17 protein-coding genes are annotated in these 23607 nt (G+C 70.8%); 7 read left to right on the top strand and 10 right to left on the bottom strand.

The annotated features are described in order from the left end of the window. Window positions 1-73: 73 nt before the first annotated feature. Window positions 74-1480 carry a dihydrolipoyl dehydrogenase family protein gene (locus tag ABD292_RS30775; protein WP_344213431.1) on the top strand — a complete coding sequence of 469 codons (1407 nt, stop codon included), beginning with the start codon at window positions 74-76 and terminating at the stop codon, window positions 1478-1480. Here the strand turns inward: ABD292_RS30775 and ABD292_RS30780 are convergent. The 3 genes from ABD292_RS30780 to ABD292_RS30790 are packed head-to-tail and all read right to left on the bottom strand — an operon-like array spanning window position 1437 to window position 4028. Continuing rightward, the gene (locus ABD292_RS30780) at window positions 1437-1838 is read right to left on the bottom strand and encodes an STAS domain-containing protein (protein WP_344213433.1); all 402 of its coding nucleotides are present in this window, start codon (window positions 1836-1838) and stop codon (window positions 1437-1439) included. The genes ABD292_RS30775 and ABD292_RS30780 overlap by 44 nt on opposite strands. Window positions 1839-1893: 55 nt before the next feature. Next, window positions 1894-2916, bottom strand: coding sequence for a hypothetical protein (locus ABD292_RS30785; protein WP_344213435.1), 1023 nt, complete (start codon window positions 2914-2916; stop codon window positions 1894-1896). Then, window positions 2913-4028, bottom strand: coding sequence for a hypothetical protein (locus ABD292_RS30790; RefSeq protein WP_344213437.1), 1116 nt, complete (start codon window positions 4026-4028; stop codon window positions 2913-2915). The genes ABD292_RS30785 and ABD292_RS30790 overlap by 4 nt, the downstream gene beginning before the upstream one ends. A gap of 363 nt (window positions 4029-4391) precedes the next feature. On the opposite strand from ABD292_RS30790, the gene ABD292_RS30795 reads away from it, so the two are divergent. From ABD292_RS30795 to ABD292_RS30805, 3 genes are all read left to right on the top strand, one after another. Beyond that, entirely contained in the window at window positions 4392-6524 is a 2133-nt protein-coding gene (locus ABD292_RS30795; RefSeq protein WP_344213439.1) for a transglycosylase domain-containing protein, read from the top strand. Window positions 6525-6750: 226 nt separating this feature from the next. Next, a complete protein-coding gene (locus ABD292_RS30800; protein WP_344213441.1) occupies window positions 6751-7722 on the top strand; it encodes a LacI family DNA-binding transcriptional regulator in 972 nt (323 codons plus the stop codon). Then, the gene (locus ABD292_RS30805; RefSeq protein WP_344213443.1) at window positions 7709-8998 is read left to right on the top strand and encodes a serine/threonine-protein kinase; all 1290 of its coding nucleotides are present in this window, start codon (window positions 7709-7711) and stop codon (window positions 8996-8998) included. The genes ABD292_RS30800 and ABD292_RS30805 overlap by 14 nt, the downstream gene beginning before the upstream one ends. Window positions 8999-9112: 114 nt before the next feature. On the opposite strand, the gene ABD292_RS30810 is transcribed toward ABD292_RS30805, so the two are convergent. Next, window positions 9113-10192, bottom strand: a complete 1080-nt coding sequence (locus ABD292_RS30810) for a glycoside hydrolase family 12 protein (RefSeq protein ID WP_344213445.1) — start codon at window positions 10190-10192, stop codon at window positions 9113-9115. 265 nt (window positions 10193-10457) lie between these two features. Here ABD292_RS30810 and ABD292_RS30815 point away from each other — a divergent pair, with 265 nt between their 5' ends. Together ABD292_RS30815 and ABD292_RS30820 are read left to right on the top strand one after the other, a co-directional pair. Continuing rightward, window positions 10458-11519: a lytic polysaccharide monooxygenase gene (locus tag ABD292_RS30815; protein WP_344213447.1), complete on the top strand. Its 1062-nt coding sequence runs from the start codon at window positions 10458-10460 to the stop codon at window positions 11517-11519. Next, window positions 11516-12049, top strand: coding sequence for a hypothetical protein (locus ABD292_RS30820; protein WP_344213449.1), 534 nt, complete (start codon window positions 11516-11518; stop codon window positions 12047-12049). Before ABD292_RS30815 ends, ABD292_RS30820 begins: the two co-directional genes overlap by 4 nt. Before the next feature lie 133 nt (window positions 12050-12182). Here ABD292_RS30820 and ABD292_RS30825 read toward each other — a convergent pair whose 3' ends face one another. Both ABD292_RS30825 and ABD292_RS30830 read right to left on the bottom strand, forming a co-directional pair. Beyond that, window positions 12183-14765, bottom strand: coding sequence for a glycoside hydrolase family 9 protein (locus ABD292_RS30825; protein WP_425565209.1), 2583 nt, complete (start codon window positions 14763-14765; stop codon window positions 12183-12185). Next, window positions 14708-17608: a glycoside hydrolase family 48 protein gene (locus ABD292_RS30830; protein ID WP_344213451.1), complete on the bottom strand. Its 2901-nt coding sequence runs from the start codon at window positions 17606-17608 to the stop codon at window positions 14708-14710. Before ABD292_RS30830 ends, ABD292_RS30825 begins: the two co-directional genes overlap by 58 nt. A gap of 317 nt (window positions 17609-17925) precedes the next feature. On the opposite strand from ABD292_RS30830, the gene ABD292_RS30835 reads away from it, so the two are divergent. After that, window positions 17926-20277: a glycoside hydrolase family 6 protein gene (locus ABD292_RS30835; RefSeq protein WP_344213453.1), complete on the top strand. Its 2352-nt coding sequence runs from the start codon at window positions 17926-17928 to the stop codon at window positions 20275-20277. A 136-nt stretch (window positions 20278-20413) separates the two neighbouring features. Here ABD292_RS30835 and ABD292_RS30840 read toward each other — a convergent pair whose 3' ends face one another. From ABD292_RS30840 to ABD292_RS30855, 4 genes are all read right to left on the bottom strand, one after another. Next, window positions 20414-20815, bottom strand: coding sequence for a DnaJ family domain-containing protein (locus ABD292_RS30840; RefSeq protein WP_344213455.1), 402 nt, complete (start codon window positions 20813-20815; stop codon window positions 20414-20416). 10 nt (window positions 20816-20825) lie between these two features. Next, window positions 20826-21725 carry a dihydropteroate synthase gene (gene folP / locus ABD292_RS30845; protein ID WP_344213457.1) on the bottom strand — a complete coding sequence of 300 codons (900 nt, stop codon included), beginning with the start codon at window positions 21723-21725 and terminating at the stop codon, window positions 20826-20828. Between the two features lie 100 nt (window positions 21726-21825). After that, on the bottom strand, window positions 21826-22296 hold the full coding sequence (locus ABD292_RS30850; protein ID WP_344213459.1) for an ATP-binding protein: 471 nt from the start codon (window positions 22294-22296) through the stop codon (window positions 21826-21828). 243 nt (window positions 22297-22539) lie between these two features. Further along, window positions 22540-23589, bottom strand: a complete 1050-nt coding sequence (locus tag ABD292_RS30855) for an NAD-dependent epimerase/dehydratase family protein (protein ID WP_344213461.1) — start codon at window positions 23587-23589, stop codon at window positions 22540-22542. Window positions 23590-23607: the final 18 nt, after the last annotated feature.

Below are 23607 nucleotides of genomic sequence, written 5' to 3' on the forward strand. Positions count from 1 at the left end.
CGTGCCACGTCCACCTCTGCGCCCTTCACATGAAAGAGTGCGATGAAGGGACGAAACGCATGGGGAGGCTGGGGTGCCCGACGAGTTCGACGTCATCGTGATTGGCGCAGGTCCCGCCGGTGAGAACGTCGCGGACCGGGCGGTGCGCGGCGGCCTGACCGCCGCGATCGTGGAGGAGCGGCTGGCCGGCGGCGAGTGCTCCTACTGGGCCTGCGTGCCGAGCAAGGCACTGCTGCGGCCGGTGGACCTGGCCGGCGAGGTGAGCCGGGTGCCCGGCATGTCGCTCGGCGAGATCGACGTGTCCGCCGTGCTGGCCCGCCGCGACGAGGCCGTCTCGCGCTACGACGACGGCGGGCAGGTGCGGTGGATCGAGGGCGTGCCGGCCGAGTTCGTCCGCGGGCGGGGGCGGCTCGACGGGCCGAAGCGGGTCCGGGTGACGCTGTCCGACGGCGGCGAGCGGGTGCTGACCGCCCGCCAGGCCGTGGTGCTCGCCACCGGCAGCACGGCGGCGGTCCCGCCGGTGCCCGGCCTGGCCGAGGCCCGGCCGTGGACCAGCCACGAGGTGACGGCGGCCACCGCCGTCCCCGAGCGGCTGGCCGTGATCGGCGGCGGCGTCGTGGCCTGCGAGATGGCGCAGGCGATGCACGGGCTCGGCGCCCGCCAGACGACGGTGCTCGTCCGCGGCGGCGGGCTGCTCAACCGGATGGAGCCGTTCGCGGGCGAGATGGTGGCCGAGTCGTTCACCGCGGCCGGCATCGACGTGCGCACCCACACGGACGTCGTCCGGGTGGAGCGGCCCGAGCCCGGCGGGAAGATCACCGTGCACCTGTCCGACGGGCCGCCGCTGGAGGCCGACGAGCTGCTGGTCGCCACCGGCCGCGAGCCCGCCACCGGCGACCTCGGGCTCGCCTCGGTGGGCCTGGCCGACGGCGGGTACGTCGAGGTGGACGACAGCATGCGCGCCACCGGCGTGGCCGAGGGCTGGCTCTACGCCGTGGGCGACGTCAACGGCCGGGCGCTGCTCACCCACATGGGGAAATACCAGGCCCGGGTGTGCGGCGACGTGATCGCGGCGCGGGCCCGCGGCGACGAGCTGTGCGAGATGCGCGACCTCGCCGACCACTACGGCGCCCCGCAGGTGGTCTTCACCGACCCGCAGGTCTGCGCGGTCGGCCGTACGGAGGAGGCGGCGAGGAAGGCGGGCTTCCACGCGCGCGCCGTCGACTACGACCTCGGCTCGGTGACCGGGGCCTACCTGCTGGGCGACGGCTACCGCGGCAGGGCCAGGGCCGTCGTGGACGAGGACAGGAGGGTGCTGCTCGGGGTGACGTTCGTCGGCCCGGGGGTCGGCGAGCTGCTGCACGCGGCCACGATCGCGGTCACCGCCGAGGTGCCGATCGACCGGCTCTGGCACGCCGTGCCGTCGTTCCCGACGGTCAGCGAGGTGTGGTTGCGCCTGCTGGAGGCGTACGGGCTGTAGAAGAGAGCTCCGCGAGGATGTCCGCGACGCTGTCGCGGAGCTCGACGTGCGGGAGCAGGTCCGTCTGCCGCAGCACGTCCAGCAGGTGGCCGGACGGCCGGACCAGGATGATCCGGCCGTCGGCGTCCTCCTCCTCCATGCGCTGCATCGCCATCGCCAGCACGCCGATCACCGAGGAGTCGTAGAAGTCGAGCTCGGCGAGGTCGAAGACGAGGACCGGGCCGTCGGACCAGTCCCAGACGTCGTTGACGCGGGCGCTGAACCTGATCCGCCCGGCGTGGTCGAGCCGGCCGCCGGCGCGCAGGACCGTGCAGTGCGGATGGCGCGTCGTGTCGATGCGCAGGCCGTTGCTGGTCACCTGTTCCTCCTGCCCCAGGGGCGGCGTTTTCACAGGTGATCGCCGTTTTACCTGTTCATCCCCGCTCGGACAGCCGCGTCCCGCTGACGGTGGCCTGCTCCAGCGTGGGGACCACGCCGGGGACGGGCGTGAGGACCACCAGCAGCGGTGAGCCGGCCGGGCACGGCAACTCCAGCTCGGTGAGGTTGCCCTGGGGGCGCTGCTCGGGCACGCCGAGGTCGCCGTCCCTGATGCTGAGCACCTGTTCCACGTGCGGGGCGGCGGCCCGGACGAGCTTCCTGGTGGCGTGCCGCAGCCAGCGCAGCTCGCTGTTGATCCGCCGCCAGGTCGCGGGGATGACGGCGGCCGGCTCCGCCTTGGTGCCGAGCCGGAGGGTGAGGTAGCCGCTGGAGCCGAACGTGTGCCGCAGCGCGGGGTTGACCAGGAACAGGTTGGAGCGGAGCTGCCGGGTGCCCTGCCGGTTGAGGTTGACCAGCCCGCCGGCGCTGATCAGCGAGCCCACCTCGCACCGGCAGCCGTCGAGCTGGTCGGTGTCGAAGTCGGCCGCCGGCGGCTCCTCGAACACGATCTTGTCGAGGCGCAGCCCGGCCACGCCGTCGGTCAGGATCCGGCCGCCGAGCAGCTCGCGCACCTCGGGACTGACGCCGTCGCCCTCCATGATGTCGAGCGCCTCGACGCAGATCAGCCCGTCGTCGGGGATCTCGTCGGCGGACAGGTCGAAGGCGACCTGGGCGTGCGAGCGGCGGCCGCGCAGCAGCACGCACTGGCGCAGCCGGCCCTGCGAGCGGATCTGGACCAGCCGGGGCAGCGCGGCGGCCGCCTCGGTGACGCCGTTGTGCCAGCCGCTCACCGAGTGCTCGTCCACCGACAGGGACATGCGCACCCGCAGCGGGCGGCCCTGCGCGGCGATCTTGAAGCCGGCCAGTCCCGAGGTCTCGAACCGGCCGATGATCTGCGAGCCGCGATGCAGCCGGTCGGTCACCTGGAGGGCGGCGATCTGGCCGCTGCGCAGGTGCGCGGGCGGGATCGCGGGCAGGATCACCTGGTCGAGGTCGGTGCCGGACCCAACGTTGTTCAACGGTTGCTCCTCGCGGGGGTGAGAGTGGCGGACAGCCCTGCCGGATGACGGAAGTCGAAGCGGGTGAGCAGGGGTTCACGCCGCTCCCACATGCGGTGCACCGCGCCGAAGAGGGGGTCGCCGTCGCGCTCGACGTAGCGAAGGTTGACCGCCAGCACGCGCGGGTAGTCCGCGCCGTGCGCCCAGTGCGGCAGGAGCTGGGTGGGCACGTCCGCGCCGCAGCGGCGCATCCACAGCCACAGCCGGGCGCGCTCGCGCTGCTCGGGGCCGAGGATGGTCTCGCCCTTGGCGTGCGTGGCGACCGCCTCCTCCAGCAGCCGCACCTGGTCCGACGCCGTACGCGCCAGATGGGTGGCGCCGCAGTGGGCGCCCGCCGAGAAGCCGGACTGGATGACGGGGATGCCGAAGGCGGGCAGGTCGCTGTCCTCGAAGCTGACGGCGACGTCGGTGAGGCTCCACAGGAGGTTCGTGGACAGCTCGCCGAGGCCGGAGCGCACGCGCCGGTGATCGGGCGCGATCGGGTCGACGAACAGCCAGTTGGCGGACTCCTCGGCGGCGGCGAAGCGCGCGGTGGTCTCGAACAGCTCGGTGTCCCTGCCGGGCGCGTGCGCGGCGACCGTGATCGTGGGCAGGCCGGGGTCGAGGCCGAGGCGGGCGCAGCCGTAGGCGCGGAGCTGGCGGCGCTCGGTGTCGGTGCGGACCTGGTAGCCGCTCTTGGCCTGCCAGGCCACCCGCTCGGCGCTGGGCCTGATCATCTCGCGGTTCGGCCAGACGTACTGCTCGAAGAAGGCCGCCACGCGGCCGGGCAGCTCGTCCTCGAACGACCTCGGCCCGTCGTCGGGGAACAGCGCGTACGCCTGGAGCGTGCCGGTGCCGTGCACGTGCACGACGGGGATGTCCCTGGGCAGGTCGCGGTCCACCCGCCCGGTCACCAGGGCGACCGGCGGCGTCTCGGGCTGGGGGTCGGCCGCCGCGCCGAACACCTCGGCGAGCTGCCGGGACTCCGGGTCGCCGTGGACGACCAGCCGCGCCGCGGCGGCGTCGCACACGGCCTTGGCGACCATGAGCGTCCGCACGACGACCCTGATGTCCTGGTCGAACACCTCCGCCACGACGCATCGCTCGCCACCGGGACTGTCTCCCCAGTAGGTACGGGCCGCGCGGAGCAACCGATCGAATTGCCCGCCATCTCCGACACGATGCATGAGACCTCCAACGGGGCAGGTAGATATGCCCTGGTAGAGGCTGCCAGAGGGCCCTACGTCCGCCCCTGCGCCGCGACGACGTTTTGCCGACGCCTGACGGGAACCAGAAGGAACCGTGTCGTCCCGCACGATGTGCCGGAAGTCACGAGGGCCGGGAGCGAACCAACCGGCCGTCGCCGGGGTCCAACGTTTTACATGGAGCACGCCATGCCCGGGTTTAGGATGCACCCTATTGCCACGAAGGGGAGGAATTTCCGCATGGGTTCCCGCATGTCAGGTATCGCGCGTCTCACCGCGGCGGCGGTGGCGGCCGGCGTGGTGGCCGCGGCCATCGCACTGCCCGCGGTAGGTGGCACGGGAGCCATGTTCGTCGGCGCCTCGGAGGATCTGGGCATCAAACCCGAGGAGCTCAAGGAGCCCCCGCTGGCCGAGCGCACCACCGTCCTCGACGCCAAGGGCAACGAGATCGCCTGGTTCTACGAGCAGTACCGCGAGAACGTCACGCTCGACCAGGTGGCCGACGTGATGAAGAAGGCCATCATCGCGATCGAGGACTACCGCTTCTACGAGCACGGCGCCATCGACATCGAGGGCACCATGCGCGCCCTGGCCAAGAACCTCGCCTCCGGCGGCATCGCCCAGGGCGGCTCGTCGATCACCCAGCAGTACGTCAAGCAGGTGCTGCTCAACTCGGCGACCACCGAGAAGGAGAAGAACGCCGCGCTGGAGGCCAGCTACGCCCGCAAGCTCAAGGAGCTGCGGTACGCGATGGCCGTCGAGAAGAAGTACACCAAGGACCAGATCCTGGAGAAGTACCTCAACATCGCCTACTTCGGCGCCGGCGCGTACGGCGTGGAGGCCGCGGCCCAGCGCTTCTTCGGCGTGAGCGCCGACAAGCTCACCCTGTCGCAGGCCGCCACCCTGGCCGGCGCGGTGCAGGACCCCAACGCCACCGACCCCAACCTGGGCAAGAAGCAGCGCGCGAAGCTGCTCAACCGGCGCAACGTGGTGCTCGCCCGGATGGCCGAGCTGAAGAAGATCACGCCGGAGGAGGCCGAGGAGGCCAAGTCCAAGAAGCTCGGCTGGAAGAACACCGCGATCCCCGGCGGGTGCGGCGCCAGCACGTATCCGTACTTCTGCATGTACGTGCGCAACGAGATCCTCAGCAACTCCGACTTCGGCAAGACGGCCAAGGCCCGCGAGCAGTTCCTCAACCGCGGCGGCCTGACCATCAAGACCACGATCGACCCGAAGATGCAGAAGGCGGCCGAGCGGGCCATCAAGAAGCACGTCTTCGCCAGCGACAACCCGGTGGCCTCCGAGGCGCTGGTCCAGCCGGGCACGGGCGCGATCAAGGCGATGGCGGCCAGCCGCGCGTACGGCACCAACAAGCGCAAGAAGGAAATGTCGTACAACGTGGTCGCCGACGCGGTGCACGGCGGCGGCGTCGGCTTCCAGGCCGGCTCGACGTTCAAGACCTTCACGCTGCTGACCGCGCTCGACCAGGGCATGAAGATCAACGACGGGTTCACGGTCGGCAGCGGCTACCGCGCCCCCTACTACTCGACGTTCAAGAACTGCAAGGGCGAGAACATCGCCGACCCGAGCCACACCGTCACCAACGACGAGGGCGGCGGCGGCTTCAAGTCGCTGGCCACCGGCACCTGGGGCTCGGTCAACACCTTCTTCATGATGCTGGAGCAGAAGGCGGGGCTCTGCAACGTCGTGAAGACCGCCAAGAGCCTCGGCATCAAGCGCTCCGACGGCCTGCCCCTGCAGGAATACTCCACGTTCACGCTCGGCATCAACGAGATGGACCCGGTGACCGTGGCCAACGCCTACGCGGCGATCGGCGCGCGCGGCAAGTACTGCGCGCCCATGGCGATCAGCTCGATCAAGGACCGCAACGGCAAGGTCACGACGTACAAGCCGAAGTGCAAGCAGGCGATCGACCCCGAGGTCACCGACGCGGCGGCGAACATCCTGTCGGGCGTGTTCACCAAGGGCACGATGCGCGGCGTCGGCGGCATCGGCCGCCCTGCGGCGGGCAAGACGGGCACCACCGACTCGCAGGCCACCGCCTGGTTCGCCGGGTTCACGCCGGACCTCGCGGGCGCGGTCAGCATCGGTGACCCGCGCGGCGCGGTCACCCACAAGCTCAACAACATCACGATCGGCGGCAAGTACTACGGCTCGGTCTTCGGGGCCTCCATCCCCGGCCCGATCTGGAAGGACACCATGATCGAGGCGCTGAAGGGCGTCCCGCCGACGGACTTCACCCCGGTCAACAGCTCCAGGTTCGGCGGGTGCGGGTCGAGCTGCGCGCCGCGTCAGCCGGTCGAGCCCGAGCCGGGCGACGACGGCGACGGCTTCGACGTTCGCTTCGGCGGCGAGGACGGCTGAGCGGCAAGGGTTCTTTTCCATAAGGTCGGATACGACAAATCGGACATGGAAATATGCCGGTGATCAACCCTCGGAACAAAAACTCCGAGGGTTACCACCGCCGCTAGCTCCGCAAATTCCGGATGCGTCCGCACAACCGGACGCACTCTCAGCAAAGGCCCTATTAACAACGGCGAAACGTTGGTAACGTTGGGAGCGCTCCCAGGATCTTTCCGCGAGGTGCTCCATGACCGAGCAGCCCACACTGGCACAGGTGGCGGCCGCTGCAGGGGTTTCCCCCGCGACCGCCTCAAGAGTCCTCACGGGCTCGGTGCGGGTCAGTACCTCGACCCGCCGCCAAGTCTACGACGCCGTCTCCCGGATGGGTTACGTCCGCCATCGGGCGCCCAGGGGCGCGGCAGCCAAAACCACCGCCGACGGCGTCACCGCCGTTATCTGTGACCATCTTCCCCGACTGTTCTCCGAGCCCTACTACGCCAGGCTCCTGTCCGCCGCCGGCGCGGTGATCGCCGAGCACGGCACCCACCTCATGGTGACCACCGTCACCCCGACCTCCTCGATCCTCCCCGCGCTGTCCGGCGCGGTGCTCATCATCGGGGCGCGGGAACGTCACCCGCTGGCCATCAAACTGTCCACCTCGGGCATTCCGGTCCGTAACATCGGCCGTCCGCCCCACGACCTCAAACTGCCGTACGCCGACGTCGACAACCTCGACGGCGGACGGCAGGCGGCCGAGCACTTCCTCCTCACCGGCCGCCGCAACGTCGCCGCGATCGGCGGCCCACCGTCGCTGCCGGCCGCCCGCGACCGGCTCGAAGGGCTCGTCCGCACCCTCCAGGCGGCCGGCGCCCCCGACGTGCCGGTGGCCTACGGCGACTTCACCGCCGCATCGGGCACGCATGCGATGCAGTGGTTGTTACGTCACGCTCCAGGGCTGGACGCCGTGTTCGTCGCCTCCGACCTCATGGCCGCGGGCGCGATCCAGGCGCTGCGCAGGGCCGGGCGCAAGGTGCCCGCCGACGTCGCGGTCATCGGGTTCGACGACGCGCCGGTGGCCAAGCACACCGTCCCCGCGCTGACCACCATCCGCCAGCCCGTCGAGGAACTGGCCACGGTGGCCACCCGGCTGCTCCTCACAGGGGCGGCGGGAGTGGACCCCGTCCTGCCCACGGAACTGGTCGTCCGTGAGACGGCTTGAGCCAGGGGACGTTCTGGCCCGGCGGTATCTGCTGCTGGATCCGCTGGCCAGAGGCGGCATGTCGATCATCTGGCGTGCCTTCGACCAGTCACTGCACCGGATGATCGCGGTCAAGGTGCTCACCGCCTCCCTGCACACCGACCAGGGTGAGCGGGTGAGCGTGCGCAGCGAGGCCCGTGCCGCCGCCAGGTTCCTCCACCCCGACACCATCGAGATCTACGACTACGGGGAGACCGTGACCCCGCACGGCTCCCTCGCGGCCTACGTCGTGATGCCGCTGCTCGACGGCACGCCGCTGGCCGACCGCATCGAGCAGGGACCGTTGCCGTGGGCCGAGGCGGCGGCCATCGCGCTCCGCCTGGCCCGCGTCCTCATGGCCGGGCACGCACGCGGCCTGGTCCACCGGGACGTCACCGCCGAGAACGTGCTGCTCACCGACGACGGGCCGAAGCTGCTCGACTTCGGCATCGCGGCGTGGACGGGCGACCCCGAGGACGACCGCGGCACCCCGCCGTACGTCGCCCCCGAACGCCTGCTCGGCGCGCCCACCCATCCCGCCGTGGACGTCTACGCCCTGGGCGTGCTGCTGCACACCATGCTCACGGGGCGCACGCCGTACCCGGAGACCACGTGGGAGGAGATCGAGGCGGCCCGCCGCACGTCTCCCCCGCCGCGGGTCCCCGGGGTGCCGCACGCCGTGGCCTCGCTCTGCCAGCGTTGCCTCGCGCACCGGCCGGAGGAGCGGCCCACGGCGGCGGAGATCGTCGCGGGGCTCAACTCCGCGCTGGGCGCGGCCTCCGTCGGCCGGCACGTACGCCGGGGCGTGACCGTGGTGGGATCTGCCGCGGTCGCGCTCTCGGCGCTGCTGTGGTTCCAGCAGACCGGGATCCAGCGAGCCGTCGTCCAGCAGCCGTCCGCCACGCCGCCGCCACAGCAGCAGCAGGAGCGGGTGGTCGCCGAGCCGTCGGCCGGCGTCACCGCCCGCTACATGGAGAGCAGCCCCGCCTCGGCCGTCACGGTCGAGCAGGCGGTCACCCGGTTCCAGAGCGTGCTGGAGGCCCGTACGCCGTGCGGCGCGACCGACGCCGACGTCGTCCTCGACCTCAAGCAGGTGCTCCAGACCACGGTGGTGCCGCGGGGCCCGTACGCGACCACCACGCAGAACCTGCGGCAGAAGCTCTCCGACCGGCTGCGGGAGGGCCGGCTCGCGCCGGCCTGCCTGAGCGAGCTGCAGGCCCGGCTCGACGACATCGAGCAGGCGATGGAACGGGACTGAGCATCTGACGGATGGAATTTGACGGATTGCATTTGACGGAGGGGTACGGCAGCACCAGCCGTACCCCTCCTCCGCGCGGCCCGTGCCCCTCGCTCAAGCACGCCCGCGCGGATCTCATGCGCAGGTGTAACCGCTCGGCACCTGCGAGTTGCCGCCCGGCCTGGTCGCCTGGAAGCCGAAGCTGGTCGAGGCGTTCGGCGCCAGGGTCCCGTTGCCGCCCGCGTTCCTGGCCGTGACCGTGGAGCCGCTGACGCTGAGGGTCGCGTTCCACGAGCCGGTGATGGTGTGGTCGGCGGGCAGCGTGAACGTCACCGTCCAGCCGTTCTTCGTGGCCGAGCCGGTGTTGGTCACCGTGACCGGCTGGATGACGTAGCCGCCCTGCCACTGGGACTGCGTGGTGGCGGCGGCCGTGCAGCCGCCTCCGCTGTTCGAGCCGCCCGAGCCGAAGGAGAAGGAGTTGACCGCCAGGCCGGCGCCGCCGACCCAGGGCTCGAAGCCGGCCTGGACGCTGGTGAGGTACCACGAGCGCTGGGCGTAGCCGCGGCCGATGGCGTCGCTCAGGAACGTGTCGATGGTGAAGTCCATCGAGGCGGTCGGCGAGGTGCGCACGTAGGAGATCACGTTCCAGCCGATGTTGCCGTACCAGACCTGCCAGGTGCCGCCGGCCAGGCTGACGGTGCCGATCTGGGAGCCGACCGGCTGGATCGAGCCCATGCGGTTGAGCCAGACCATGATCTCGGCGCCGGTGTTCTGGCCGTCGGTGCGCGGGGTGGGATCGAACCAGATGTCGTAGGCGGCGTCCCACACGCCGCCGCTCGGGTAGGTCATGCTCACGGAGGTGCGCAGCGAGCCGAACGACGGCGAGCTCGCCTGCATCGGCAGGTTGCTGCCGGTGCTGCAGGTGGCGTAGTGGCAGCCCGCGTAGACGGCCGGGTAGGAGGCCGGGGCGCCGTTCGTGGGCTTGTTGTGCGCGGCCTGGGTGACGGTGAAGCCGCCGTTCTGGTTGACGTCGATGCACTGGGCGGTGTCGGCGCCCCACACGTTGTTCATGACGACGTAGCGGCCGTTCTGGACGGTGGTGGAGGCGTACTTGTCGCACAGCACCGGGGCGGCCTGGGCGGGCGCGGCGACCAGGCAGCCGGCGAGCAGCGCCAGGATCGCCCCGATGAGCAGATGGGTGTGCGCGTTCCTCATGACATGTGGCTCCCGCTTCTCGGAGAACAGGATATGTGGGAGCGCTCCCATTCAGCGAGGCTCCCCGGCGTTCCCTGAAGCGGCAAGAGCGCGCATGTAATTACCACCTGCCGCTATGCGGCTACCAGGGGAAACCATGACCATGATCGGCTGAAAGTTTCACGGCGCGTTGTCGGAACGGCCCGGCGCGTGGTTCACTGGCGCTGGCCGGGCGGGCTGGGTCGTGGGGCAGTTTCCTCTGTCGTCAGCGCAAGGGAAAGCCCACATGAAAGCAGTGAAGCGGACGGCGATCGCCGCCGTCCTGGTTCTGATCACCACGATCCTCATCGCACCCAACCCCGCACAGGCGCACGGCGTCATGATGGTGCCGGGCGGCCGGACGTTCCTGTGCTGGCAGGACGGCCTGCGGGAGAACGGCCAGATCCTCCCCTACAACCCCGCCTGCGCGGCCGCCGTTGCCCAGAGCGGCAGCACGCCCCTCTACAACTGGTTCGCGGTGCTGCGCTCCGACGGCGCCGGACGCACCTCCGGGTTCATCCCCGACGGCCAGCTCTGCAGCGGCGGCACCGGTGGGCCGTACGACTTCTCGGCCTACAACGCGGTCCGCTCCGACTGGCCCGTGACCCATCTGACCTCGGGCGCGACCATCCAGATGCGGCACAGCAACTGGGCCAAGCACCCCGGCTCGTTCAACTACTACATCACCAAGAACGGCTGGAACCCGAACGGGCCGCTGAAGTGGTCGGACCTGGAGCCGTTCGGCAGCGTCACCAACCCGCCGGACACCGGTCCGGCCGGCGCGCTCAACTACTACTACTGGAACAGCCAGCTCCCGTCCGGCAAGACCGGCCGGCACATCATCTACACGCACTGGATCCGCTCGGACAGCAACGAGAACTTCTACAGCTGCTCCGACGTCGTCTTCGACGGCGGCAACGGCGAGGTCACCGGCGTCGGCCCGAACGGCAGCACGCCCGGCCCCTCCATCACGCCGACGCAGACGTCCACGCCGACGCCGGGCGCCTGCACGGCGACGTGGAAGGCCACCGACACCGGCTGGGCCGGCCACTTCCAGGGTGAGGTGACGGTGAAGAACACCAGCACCTCCAGCCTGAACGGCTGGACGGTCTCCTGGACCTACGGCGGCGGCCAAGGCTTCGACGGCTCGCCGTGGAACGGCGTGCTGAGCGGTCAGCCGCCGAACGTGAAGGTCAAGAACGCCACCTACAACGGCCAGCTCGCCCCCAACGCCACCACCACGTTCGGGTTCAACGCCACCGGCTCGGTCCCGAACCCCGCCCCGACCCTGACCTGCACCAGCCCGTGATCAAAACCCGTCGCGGGCTCATCGCGGCGATCATCACCCTGGCCGGGCTGAGCCTGGCCGGGGTGATGTTCTTCGCCGGCAGGCAGCCGTCGTCGCAGCTCGATCGAGAGCTCTCCGCGCAGGTCACCAAGATCCTTGAGGAGTCCTCGCCGGACGAGCACCACGCCCACGGCCACGGCACCCTCGACACGCGCGTCATCTGCGCGGTGGAGCCGTTCGGCGTCGAACCGCCGGACGCGAAGTCGCTGGTCGAGGTCACCTGGGTCTACGCCCGTCACCTGTGCGCGGTGACCGGCGAGGGCACGGACTGGGCGCAGTCCGTACGCGCCTCCGGCCCGATCGCCGTCAAGATCAGCATCCCGCCGCAGGTGCGGGTGCCCGCGCCGGGACCCGGCTACCGGGACCATGTGCTCCGGCTGATCCCCGAGCGCTACCACGCGCAGGCGCTGAAGGAGGAGTTCGCCGACGAGTCGTTCATCGACCTCGCCCGCGAGCGCTTCGCGCAGGAGGTCCACCGCCGCCAGAGCTGAACCCCCATGAAAAACGGACGCGGCCGACTGGAGGAATCGACCGCGTCCGTCCCATCCGGGCGGGGATGGTTCATCGGGCAGGGATATGAAGTTGTGGCCTCACCTCCTCATACGCAGCGGACGGCCTGAGTGTTCAGCCGGTGCCCGAGGCGCAGGTCACCGGGTCGGGGACGCTCGCCGCGCCGCTCGCGATGAAGCCGAACGTGGTGCTCGCGCCGGCGGCGAGGGCGCCGTTGTAGCTCTCGTTCCGCACCGTCACGGTGGAGCCGGACTGCGTGAGCTTCCCGCCCCAGACCTGGGTGATGGCGTTCTGGGAGGTCCAGGAGGCCGTCCAGCCGCTGATGGCCGCGGTGCCCGCGTTCTTCACGGTCACCTCGCCCTGGAAGCCGCCGCCCCACGAGTTCGTCACCTTGAACGTGGCCTGGCAGCCGCCCGGGGGCGGCGTCGTCGTGTCCGTGGTGGTGAACGTGGCCGCGTCCGAGGGCGGCGAGGTGTTGCCCGCCGCGTCCCTGGCCACCACGGTGACCGAGTAGGACGTGGAAGGGGTGAGCCCCGTCAGGTCGAAGGAGGCGGTCGGGGACGTGCCTGCCTTGGTGGACCCCAGGTAGACGTCGTAACCCGACACACCCACGTTGTCCGTGGAGGCCGTCCAGGTCAGCCTGGCGGTGGAGCCCGTGATCCCGGATGCCGCGGGCCTGCCCGGCTTGCTGGGCGGGGTGTCGTCCTCTTCCTCCGGACCCGGGGGCTCACCCCAGATCTTGGTGGCGCCGCTGTAGAGGGTGATGTTCGGGGTGCGGACCGGCGTCGCGCCGGGCGTGGTGGGGATGTTCCGGTACGACCAGTCGTTGGCCGGGTCCCACGTGCCCGCACTGCTGATCCTGAACTGCACCTCCCTGCGGTGCTGCGACTGCCCGGCCGGGGCGATGACCTGCCCGGAGCAGTCGATGTTGACGTAGTGCACGCCGCCGCCCAGCGAGCCGAGGGTGGGCGCCTTGCACTGCGTGTAGGCCGACGACACGCTGATCTGCGAGAGCGCCGTCGAGCCGTCGAGCGTGAAGTAGTAGCGGAACGAGCCGTCGGACAGGACCCGGGCGGGCCAGGCCGACTGGTTGCGGACGATGGCCTTGATCTCCGTGAAGTTCGTGCCGGAGGCGTTCACGCCCGCCTCGACGAAGATCTCGGGACCGTCCGGCGTCTCCGCGGGCGGGAAGTTCGCCGCGGGGGTGCCCCCGTACTCCTTGTGGAGGCGGGCCAGCGCGCCGGTGAAGGCGGCGTTGTAGTCGGTGGCGACCTCGTTCATGACGTAGTCGTCGCGTTTGTCGGTGTAGGCGTCGTTCGGGTCGGGCGGGCCGCCGACGAGCGCGCCGTACAGGGTGTGGCGGGTCTGCTCGGGGTTCGTGATCTGGTCGGTCCACGAGCCGTGCGCCGTGCGGTGGTGCGGGTTCTTCGGCGGGTTGGCGCCGAACCCGATCATGTACGACGAGTTGCGCGGGTTGTCGCCGAGCGCGTAGTTGATCTGCCGGACCGCGAAGTCGTGGTAGCGGGCCTTACGCGTGGCGTCGCTGATCGAGTCGCTGTGCACCAGCGCCGCGAACGCGGTGTTGGCCGCGTACCGCAGCGAGCCCCAGCGGTCGAGCACGGCCTGCCCGCCCGGCGAGTACGCCACCTTCGACCCGTTGACCCCGACCGTCCACCAGTCGAGCCAGCGGTTGGCGTCGTCGAGGTAGCGCTGCTTGCCGGTGAGCTTGCTGAGCAGCACGTACGCCCCGTACGACTTGTCGTCCCAGGCCAGCGTCCACCTGTACGACTTCGTGGTGCTCTGCGGCTCGTTGGACAGATTGTCGTAGCCGGCCTCGGCCTTGGCCAGGTAGGAGGCGTCGTTCGTGGCCCGGTAGAGCCAGATCGCGCCCCACACCAGCTCGTCGTTGTAGCCGCTCCAGGAGTTGTAGTAGCCCTGGGCGTCGGTGATGCAGTCGCTGTACTTCCTCCGCACGGTGTCGGCGAAGGAGTAGAGCTGCTTGGCGTGCGTCAGCAGCGTGTCGGCGTAGGCCGCGTTCGTCGGCCTGAAGACCATCGAGGAGGCCGCCATCGCCGCCGCCGTCTCACCGGCCAGGTCGGAGCCGCCGCACGAGGCGTCGATCTTGTACGCCGGCCGCGCCATCTGCATCGCCTCGGCCGGACCCCACCAGGCGTGGTCCGTGCCGCCGTTGCCGACCTGCCCGTACAGCACGTTGGCCGACGGGTGGGCCTTGATGAAGTAGTCGTTGACGAACTTGAGGTTGTTCAGCAGGTGGGTGAGCTGGCCGGAGGAGCTGTAGGCGTCGCGGTACTCGACCGCGCCCCAGGCCAGCATGGTGGCGCTGTACGCCATCGGGAGCCCGAACTTCACGTGATCGCCCGCGTCGTACCAGCCGCCCGTCAGGTCCAGGCCGGCGTCCTTGCCGTCGTTGAGACCCGAGTCGCCGCGCCAGGAGACGCGGTTCCAGGAGGGCAGGTCGCCCGACTGCTGGGCCTCGTAGAACCACAGGGACTTCTGCAGCGCCTCGCCGTAGTTGTAGGCGGGCGCCGCGTGGGCGGCGGGGGCCGCCGGCCCTACCCCTGTGACCAGGGGCAGGACCAGCGACACCGCAGCGATCAGCGCTGCTTTCCTTGCGGATCTCACGGGAAGAGCCGCCCGTACTCGGCCAGGGCGACGGCCACGTCCACCTGCGCCCAGAACCGGTGGTAGTTGAACACCGGCGCGGGGCCGGTGCCCTTGAGGAAGGCGTCCACCTTCGGCCAGTCCGGGTCGTTCTTGTAGAACGAGCGGATGGAGATGAAGGTCGAGCTGGAGTTGATGGTGTCGCCGTTCGGCATCTTGCCGCTCCAGCCGGCCGGGACGTACACCGGGTCGTCGATGCGGTTGTAGTCGGTCTTGGTCTCCGGCACCGACACGCCCTTGGCGTCGCGGTTCTTCCAGACGCCGTCGAGCAGGGCCTTGGCGGTGTTCTTCGCCTCGGTGTGGTTGGCCCGCGCCGCGTAGTACATCAGCACCTTGGCGTAGGCGCCGGCGACGCCCACGTCCGTCGTGTGGTCCACGACGGTCACGTGCAGGTTGGGGTTGGCCGGCGGGACGTCGGTCGGCGAGCTGAAGTCGCCGGCCGGCTGGCCGGTCCAGCGCAGCGTCGAGGGCATCTGGTAGGTGCCGTCGGCGTTGATCGTGGTGTTGGCCAGCGCCCAGGTCACCCACTTGTCGAGGATGGCCTTGGCGTTGGCGTTGCCGGTCTGGTTGTAAAGCTCGGCCACCCGCTCCATCGTCCACGCCTGGAAGCCGAACCACTGGTTCGACGGCGGGTCGTGGTAGACGGGCTGCCAGTCGTAGGTCATGCCGAAGAACTTCGGCAGGCCGCTCGGCGGGCTGGCGTAGTGGCCCTCCCAGCTGTTGGTCGCGCCGCCGGCGATCGCGCCCTCGTCGGACTGCAGCCACTTGTAGAACTGGAGCTGCCGGTTGAGGCTGGTGCTCCAGTCGGAGGCGCCGGTCGAGCTCTTGGGCTTGAGCTCGGCCACGTTGGCGAGCGCCCAGGCCGCGAACGGGTTCTGGTAGCCGGAGTGGTTGTGGCTGGAGCCGATGCGCCAGGCCCATCCGGCGTTGGAGTCGGTCGCGCCGCCCCACGCGTAGTACCACGACAGCAGGTACGCCGAGGCGTCCTTGCCGGTCCCGGCCGCGCAGCTCGTGCTCGTGCAGCCCGGCTTCTTGAAGTACTTGTCGTACATCGCGTAGCGCAGGTAGTCGCCCATCTTGGCGGCCTTGGCCACGCTGGCCGAGACGTCCGCGGACTTGCCCTGCGCCTTGGCCCAGGTCAGCGCCCAGTAGGCGGCCTGGACGGCGCGCGCGTCGGCGTCGGGGGCGTTGGTGTACTTCCACTGCTTGGCGTAGGAGGCGTCCTTGATGAACAGGTCCAGGTAGCCGTTGGTGCCGCCGTGCTTGAAGGTGTCGCAGGACGGCTGCGGGATCGTCTCGAAGACCGACTCCTCCGGGCCGCGCTGGTAGGTGTTGATGTAGGCGGGCTTGGTGGTGCCGTCGCCGCAGCGGCCGAAGCCGTAGGTGTTGTCGACGTCGAGCAGCCAGTGCATGCCGTAGATGTCGCGGGTGCCGTACGCGGTCTGCAGCTCACTGGCGATCGGGTCGGTGCCGACGGACACGCCGGAGTCGATCTGCGACGGGTAGTTGCTGATCGAGTTGTGCTCGGCCGCGTACGTCGCCGGCTTGGACGCGTTGTAGAAGGAGTTCGTCGGCTGGTCGGCGGTGGCCGGGATGATGTACTTCTCCATCGACGCCCAGGCGGCGTTGAACTTCGACCAGTCGCCGGTCACCTGGCCGTAGGTCGCCTCCAGCCACAGGTAGTAGCTGTAGGCCTCGGACGTGGTCTCGTGCCCGTGGTCCGGCGCCTCGACCATGAACGTCTCGACCGAGTGGTACGGCACGCCGTCCGGCGAGAAGTAGCCGTTGGCCGGGTCGTGGATCTCGTTGTAGAGCTCGACGAAGCGCTGCACGTAGGTGTTGTCGCCGCCCACGTCGTCGTCGGCCTCGCTGACGGTCACGTCGACCGGCGTGAGGCCGCTCGCGCTCACCCGGATCACGGCCGAGCCGCTGGTCGTGTCGGAGTCCTGCGCGGCCGCCAGGGTGACGTTCTGCGCGGTGTTCCAGTTCGACGGCGTGAAGGTGAGGCTCGCGCCGCCGGAGACCGTGATGTCGGCGTCGCCGCTGGCGCGGGCCACGCTGACGGCCACGTTGGAGGAGGGCGCCTGCGACAGCTTGACGCCGAAGGCGGCCGTGCCGCCCTCGGGCACCGACAGCGTGGTCGGGCTGACGACCAGCGCCGGGCCGGTGCTCGGCGGCGAGACGGTGATGCCGACCGGCGAGGAGGTCGTGGCCGCGCCGCTGTTGTCGGTGGCGCGGGCGGTGATCGAGTAGCTGCCGGCCGCCACGTTCGTCCAGTTGTAGCTGTACGGGGAGGTGGTGTCGGTGCCGAGCAGCGTGCTGCCCTGGTAGAAGTCGACCTTGGCGATCGTGCCGTCGGCGTCGGCGGCGTCGGCCGCGATCGGCACGGTGGCGGGGGCGGTGAAGGTCTGCCCGGCCGTGGGCGAGGTCAGCGAGACCGTGGGCGCGGTCGGGCCGGTGCCGCCGCAGGTGACGCCGTTCACGGTGAACGACGTCGGGCTGGGGTTGCTGCCGGTCCAGGTCCCGTTGAAGCCGATGTTGGTGGAGGCGCCGGTCGCGAGGCTGCCGTTCCACGGCATGTTCGTGCCGGTGACGCGGGTGCCGCTCTGGCTCCAGTTGGCGCCCCAGCCACTCGGTGTGTACTTCTGCCCGGTGGTCGGGTAGTCGAAGGCGAGCGTCCAGGAGGTGATGGGGTCACCGGTGTTCTTCAGCGTGATGTTGGCGGTGAAGCCGCCCTGGTTCGTGCCGCTCGTCCACTGGTTGGCCGCGTACGTCACGTCGCACGAGACCGCGGCCTGGGCGGGGGCGGCCGCCACGGCCGTGGTCGCGCCGGCCACGAGGACGAGGGTCGTGGCCACGGCGAGCCGCCTCGATAAGCGCGTCAGAAGGGGCGGAGGTCTGAATTTCACGGGGTCTCCAGGGAGTAGGGGTGTGGGAGCGCTCCCAATCGGGATTGTGGGTGTGCTCCGGCGTATGTCAACGAAATGGCCGCCCGGTAACCCCTCTGTTTCCTCTCACCTGCCTGCCCTAGATGAAAGTTTCATCATCGTTAGAGGGCATTCACGGAGCATGCGGGGCCCCCGGCGGCGGCGCGCGGACGTCCCTCTGTACAGCAACCCGACGGCGGCTCACGATGGGAGCGCTCCCAGCCACCTAGCACTGGAGATGATCGCTCGTGAGACTCCAACGCGGCCTCCGCAAATGGGCCGTGACCGTGACCGCCGCGAGTGTCGCGGCCCTAGGACTCGTCGCCGGCCAGGGCACGGCCGCCAACGCCGCGGTCGCCTGCGACGTGACCTACTCTGCCAACTCGTGGACGAGCAGCCCTGGTCAGGGCGGTTTCACCGCGAACATCACGTTGAAGAACACCGGTGACCCGATCTCGTCGTGGTCGCTGGCCTTCGACTACCCGACCACCGGGCAGAAGTACACGCCCAGTGGCTGGGGCGCCAACTGGAGCCAGAGCGGCACCCGCGTCACCGGCACGAACATGCCCTACAACGGCAGCCTCGCGACCGGCGCCTCGGTCTCCGTCGGCTTCAACGGCACCTGGACCGGCACCAACCCCAACCCCACGTCGTTCAGCGTCAACGGCGTGAGCTGCGGCGGCACCGGCCCGGTCACGCCGTCCGTGGTGCTGTCGGCCAGCTCGGTCGCGGTCAACGAGGGCTCGACGGCCACGTTCACCGCGCGGCTCTCCTCCGCGCCCAGCTCGAACGTCACCGTCACCACCGCCCGTACCAGCGGTGACACCGACCTGACCGTCAGCTCCGGCGCCTCGCTCACCTTCACCCCGAGCAACTGGAACACCCCGCAGACGGTCACCCTGGCCGCGGCCCAGGACGCCGACACCACCGCGGGCACCGCGAGCTTCAGCGTCGGCGGCAGCGGCGTCACCGGCGCCACGCTCACCGCGACCGAGGTGGACGACGACGCCACGGTGGAGCAGTCCATCATCGTGACGCCGACCTCGGTGACCGTCCCCGAGGGCTCGACCGGGACGTTCACCGTGCGCCTGGCCGCCCAGCCCTCCTCCGGCGTGACCGTCACCACGACGGCGGGCAGCGGCGACGCCGACCTCACCGTCAGCTCGGGCGCCTCGCTCTCCTTCACCACGTCGAACTGGAACACCCCGCAGACGGTCACCCTGGCCGCCGCGCAGGACTCCGACACGGCCAACGGCAGCCGCACGTTCACCGTCGCCTCCACCGGCCTGACCTCGCGTACGGTCACCGCCACCGAGGCCGACGACGACGGCGGCCCCACCCCCACCCACGTGGAGAACCCGTACGCCGGCGCCACCGGCTACGTGAACCCCAACTGGAGCGCCAAGGCCGCGGCCGAGCCCGGCGGCTCGGCGGTCGCGAACACCTCCACCGCCGTGTGGATGGACCGCATCGCCGCCATCGCCGGCTCCAGCAGCGCCATGGGCCTGCGCGCCCACCTGGACGAGGCCGTCCGGCAGGACGCCGCCAACGGCTCGACGCCGCTGACCATCCAGGTCGTCATCTACGACCTGCCCAACCGCGACTGCTCCGCCCTGGCCTCCAACGGCGAGCTGCGCATCTCCCAGGACGGCTTCAACCGCTACAAGACGGAGTACATCGACCCGATCGCGGCCATCCTCCGCGACTCCACCTACGCGAACCTGCGCATCGTCACCATCATCGAGCCCGACTCGCTGCCGAACCTCGTCACCAACCTCAACAACTTCGCCGACTGCCGCGAGGCCAACGGCCCCGGCGGCTACCGTGACGGCGTCCGGTACGCGCTCGACAAGCTCCACGCCATCCCCAACGTCTACACCTACATCGACGCCGCCCACCACGCGTGGCTCGGCTGGGACTCGAACTTCCAGCCCTCCGTCAACCTCTTCTACGAGACCGTCGCCGGCACCGCCGCCGGCGTGGACAGCGTGGACGGCTTCATCGTCAACACCGCCAACTACGGGGCCACGACCGAGCCGCACTTCACCGTCAACACCATGGTGGACAACGTCTCGGTCCGGCAGTCCAAGTGGGTGGACTGGAACTGGTACGTGGACGAGCAGTCCTTCGCCCTCGCCCTGCGCACCGCCCTGATCGCCAAGGGCTTCCGCTCCGGGCTCGGCATGCTGATCGACACCTCGCGCAACGGCTGGGGCGGCAGCGCCCGCCCGGCCAGGGCGAGCAGCTCGCTCAACGTGGACACGTTCGTGAACGAATCGCGCGTCGACCGCCGCATCCACGCCGGCAACTGGTGCAACCAGGCCGGCGCCGGCCTGGGCGCCCGCCCGACCGCCGCCCCCGTCGCCGGCCTCGACGCCTACGTCTGGATCAAGCCTCCGGGCGAGTCCGACGGCGCCAGCCGGGACATCCCGAACGACGAGGGCAAGAGGTTCGACCGGATGTGCGACCCCACGTACACCGGCAACAGCCTCAACGGCAACAACATGTCCGGCGCCAAGGGCGACGCGCCGCTCTCCGGCCAGTGGTTCTCGGCGCAGTTCCGTGAGCTGCTGGCGAACGCCTACCCGCCGGTCAACTGAGATCACCTGAACCCGGCCGGCCGGGGCCCCGCCTGACCCGGGGCTCCGGCCGGCCAGAGGGACCCGCCTGACCCGGGCCCCTCAGCAACCGGACCGGGGTCCGGGCCGTCGCGCCCGGGCCCCGTTCCCATGGGGGTCACCCCTGGGCGCGCCGCCACTCCGAGATCTCCTCGTCCACGTCGAACGGCATCAGGTTGAGCGGCGGCCCCGACAGCCCCGTCCTGATCGCCTCGCGGATCCGCTCGTTGACCGGCTCCAGCACGCGCCGCACCTCGGCCTCGGTGCGCGCCCCGCGCGCCTCCCGCAGCGCCTCCTCCGCGTCCCTGCGCAGCGCCAGCGTGGGCGGCAGCGGCATGGCGAGCCCTTCGCTCTCCACCTTCTGCTTGATCCACCACATGTCGTCCTGCGGCTTGTCCAGCCCTGGCAGCGGCTTGCCCGCGCCCGGCAGGTCGTCGAACTCCCCGCGTTCCTGCGCCTCGCGGATCTGCCGGTCGACCCAGCTCTCGAAGGGCATCCCGATCGGCTTGCGGTCGCTCACGTGCGCTCCTTCACGCCAGATTGTGGCTGGGCGCGAGGGGGGCACGCCAGCCGAGGACGGCTTCGGTCATGCGTACGGCGGCGACGGTCGCGGGCACGTCGTGCACCCGCAGGATCCGCGCCCCCTTGAGCACGGCGACGACGTTGGCGGCGATGGTGCCCTCGGTCCGCCGGCCCTGCGGCCGGTCGAGGGTCTCGCCGATGAAGTCCTTGTTGGACAGCGCGACCAGCGTCGGGTAGCCGATCGCGGTGATCTCCTCCAGGCGGCGGGTCAGCTCCAGCGAGTGGAAGGTGTTCTTGTTGAGGTCGTGGCCGGGGTCGATGATGATCTTGTCGGGCGCGATGCCGGCCTCCAGCGCGTACGCCACCCGCTCCCGCAGGAAGCCCGCCACCTCCGCCACCACGTCGTCGTAGCTGGGCCGGAAGACCCGCCGGCCGGGGCCGCCCAGGCTGTGGGTGACCACCACGCCGGCCCCGGTGGCGGCGGCCACCTCGGCGAGGCCGGGCTCGCGCAGCCCGTTGGTGTCGTTGATGACGTCGGCGCCGGCCTCGATCGCCGCCCGCGCGACCTCGGGGCGGTGGGTGTCGACCGAGATGACCGCGTCGGTGACGGCACGGACCTCGGCGATGACGGGGGCGACCCGGTCGATCTCCTCGGCGGCGCCGATCTCGGCCTGCGCGGCGCTGAAGGCGAAACCGCCGATGTCGACCCAGTCGGCCCCGTCGTCGACCGCCTGCCTGGCCGCCGCGACGGCGCTGTCCAGCGCGTAGGTGCGGCCCTGGTCGTGGAAGGAGTTGGGGGTGCGGTTGACGATCGCCATCACGGCGACCTGGCGCGCGAAGTCGAACTCCCGCCGGCCGATGCGCCGGACCGGGGCGATGATCGCGGGGGAAGGCTGCTCGCGGCTCACTCTTCCGACCCTACCTGCCGCTACGCGGGCACCACCGGGCGGCGGGCCCCTGAGGACGCCCCTGAGGACGCCGCTGAGGACGCCGCTGCGGGCGGCGGGCTCAGGCGGTGAAGCGTCCGGGCGGATGGGCCTGGCCCGCGACCCGGACGCGTCGCATGTGTCCTCGCGCGCCGTGCCCCGCGGCCTTCGGCAGCCGCATGGTGATGCGGACCGTCGTGCCGAGGGGGCCGGTGCTGAAGTCCACCATGTCGCACAGGCGGCGGATGAGGTAGATGCCGCGGCCGTCGTAGCTCATGTCGGACGGCCGGTGGTCGCCGGCGACGTACCCGTCGGGGATGCCCTCGCCCCGGTCGGTGGTCTCGGAGCGGATCACGCCGTCCACGGTCCACAGCTTGAAGTGCCCGTGCCCGCCCGCGTGCTCGACGGCGTTGACCACGGACTCGTGCACGGCGAGGACGAAGTCGTCCAGGCGGGGACCGCTCAGCCCGCAGTGCTCGGCCTTCTCGGCCACCGTACGGCGGAGCCTGGTCACGTCCTGGAGCGTGAAGGGCTGGGTCAGAAGGGTGCGCATGGCAGGCTCCTCCGACCTGGCCTGGACGCGCCGGCGCCCGGGCGGCGGGGACGTGCCGCCTCCGCCGCACTGGCTCAGATCGGGAAGATCGAGGCGAAGGACCTGGCGGAAACCGGTCCGGGGAAAAGGGTCCATGGCGTTCCTCCGTGTCGTGGTGACACCCGGGGGCCGCGCCTCTGGACCTCGTTTCCCCCCCTTCCCGTCAGGAGGGGGATTACACTCCGCGCTCGGGGCGGATCGGCGTCACGGGCGTGCGCCCATGCCGGAGGCGAGCTCCTTGACGCGGCCGGCCGGGCCGCCGTCGGGGGCGAGCGGCGCGGTGTCCATGCCGGCGCCGTCGTGCAGTCCTTCGAACAGCTCACGCATGGCGTCCAGCGACGAGTGCCGCGGCCGCCAGCCCAGCACCTCGCGCGCGCGGTCGGTGGTCATGACGGGCAGCCGCATGGCGAGGTCGAACAGCCCGGGCGAGGCGGGCACCAGCCTGAGCCGCCAGGCCGCCGAGACGGCCGCCTTGGCGAGGCCGCGCGGCACCGGCACCGTACGGGTGCCGAGCAGCTCGGCGAGGTCGCCGGGAGTGAGCACGGGTTCCGCGGCGATGTTGAACGCGCCCTTGACCTCGCGCACGACCGCGAGCCGGTAGGCCTCGGCCGCGTCCTCGGCGTGCAGCACCTGCAGCCGCAGCCCGGGGATGTCCGGCACGAACGGGATGCGCCCCGCGCCGATCAGCCGCCGCGGCACCAGCGGCCCGGCGAACAGCCTGCGCTGCTCCGAGGCCGCCGCCCGCTGGAAGATGAAGCCGGGCCGCATCCGCACCACGCGGATGCTCGGGTGGTCGTGCTCGAAGACGTCGAGCACCCGCTCGACGTAGGCCTTCTCCCGCCCGTACGCGGCTCCCGGCCACCCGTGCGTGGGCCAGCTCTCGTCCACCCGCCGGTCCTTGGGCCCCGGCGAGTACGCGCCCACGGACGAGGCGTGCACCAGCGCCTGCACCCCGGCCTCCGCCGCGGCGCGGAAGACCCGCATGCTGCCGAGCACGTTGGCCCGCCAGGTGGTCGCCGGGTCCCTGGTCGGCTGGAACAGCCACGCCAGATGGACCACGGCGTCCGCGCCGTCGAAGATCCGGGTCAGGTCGGCGGAGGCCACGTCGGCCTGCCGCCATTCCGTGCGGTCGACGCGCCAGCCGGGAAGCCGCCGGGCGACCCCGACGATCGAGGTCACCCGCTCGTCGGTGCTCAGCGCGCGCACCACGCTGGTGCCGACGTTCCCGGTTGCTCCCACCACGACGACTCTCATGAAGGCACCGCTGCCCGC

This window comes from Nonomuraea bangladeshensis, assembly GCF_039529455.1.
In the GTDB taxonomy this organism is placed as follows: domain Bacteria; phylum Actinomycetota; class Actinomycetes; order Streptosporangiales; family Streptosporangiaceae; genus Nonomuraea; species Nonomuraea bangladeshensis.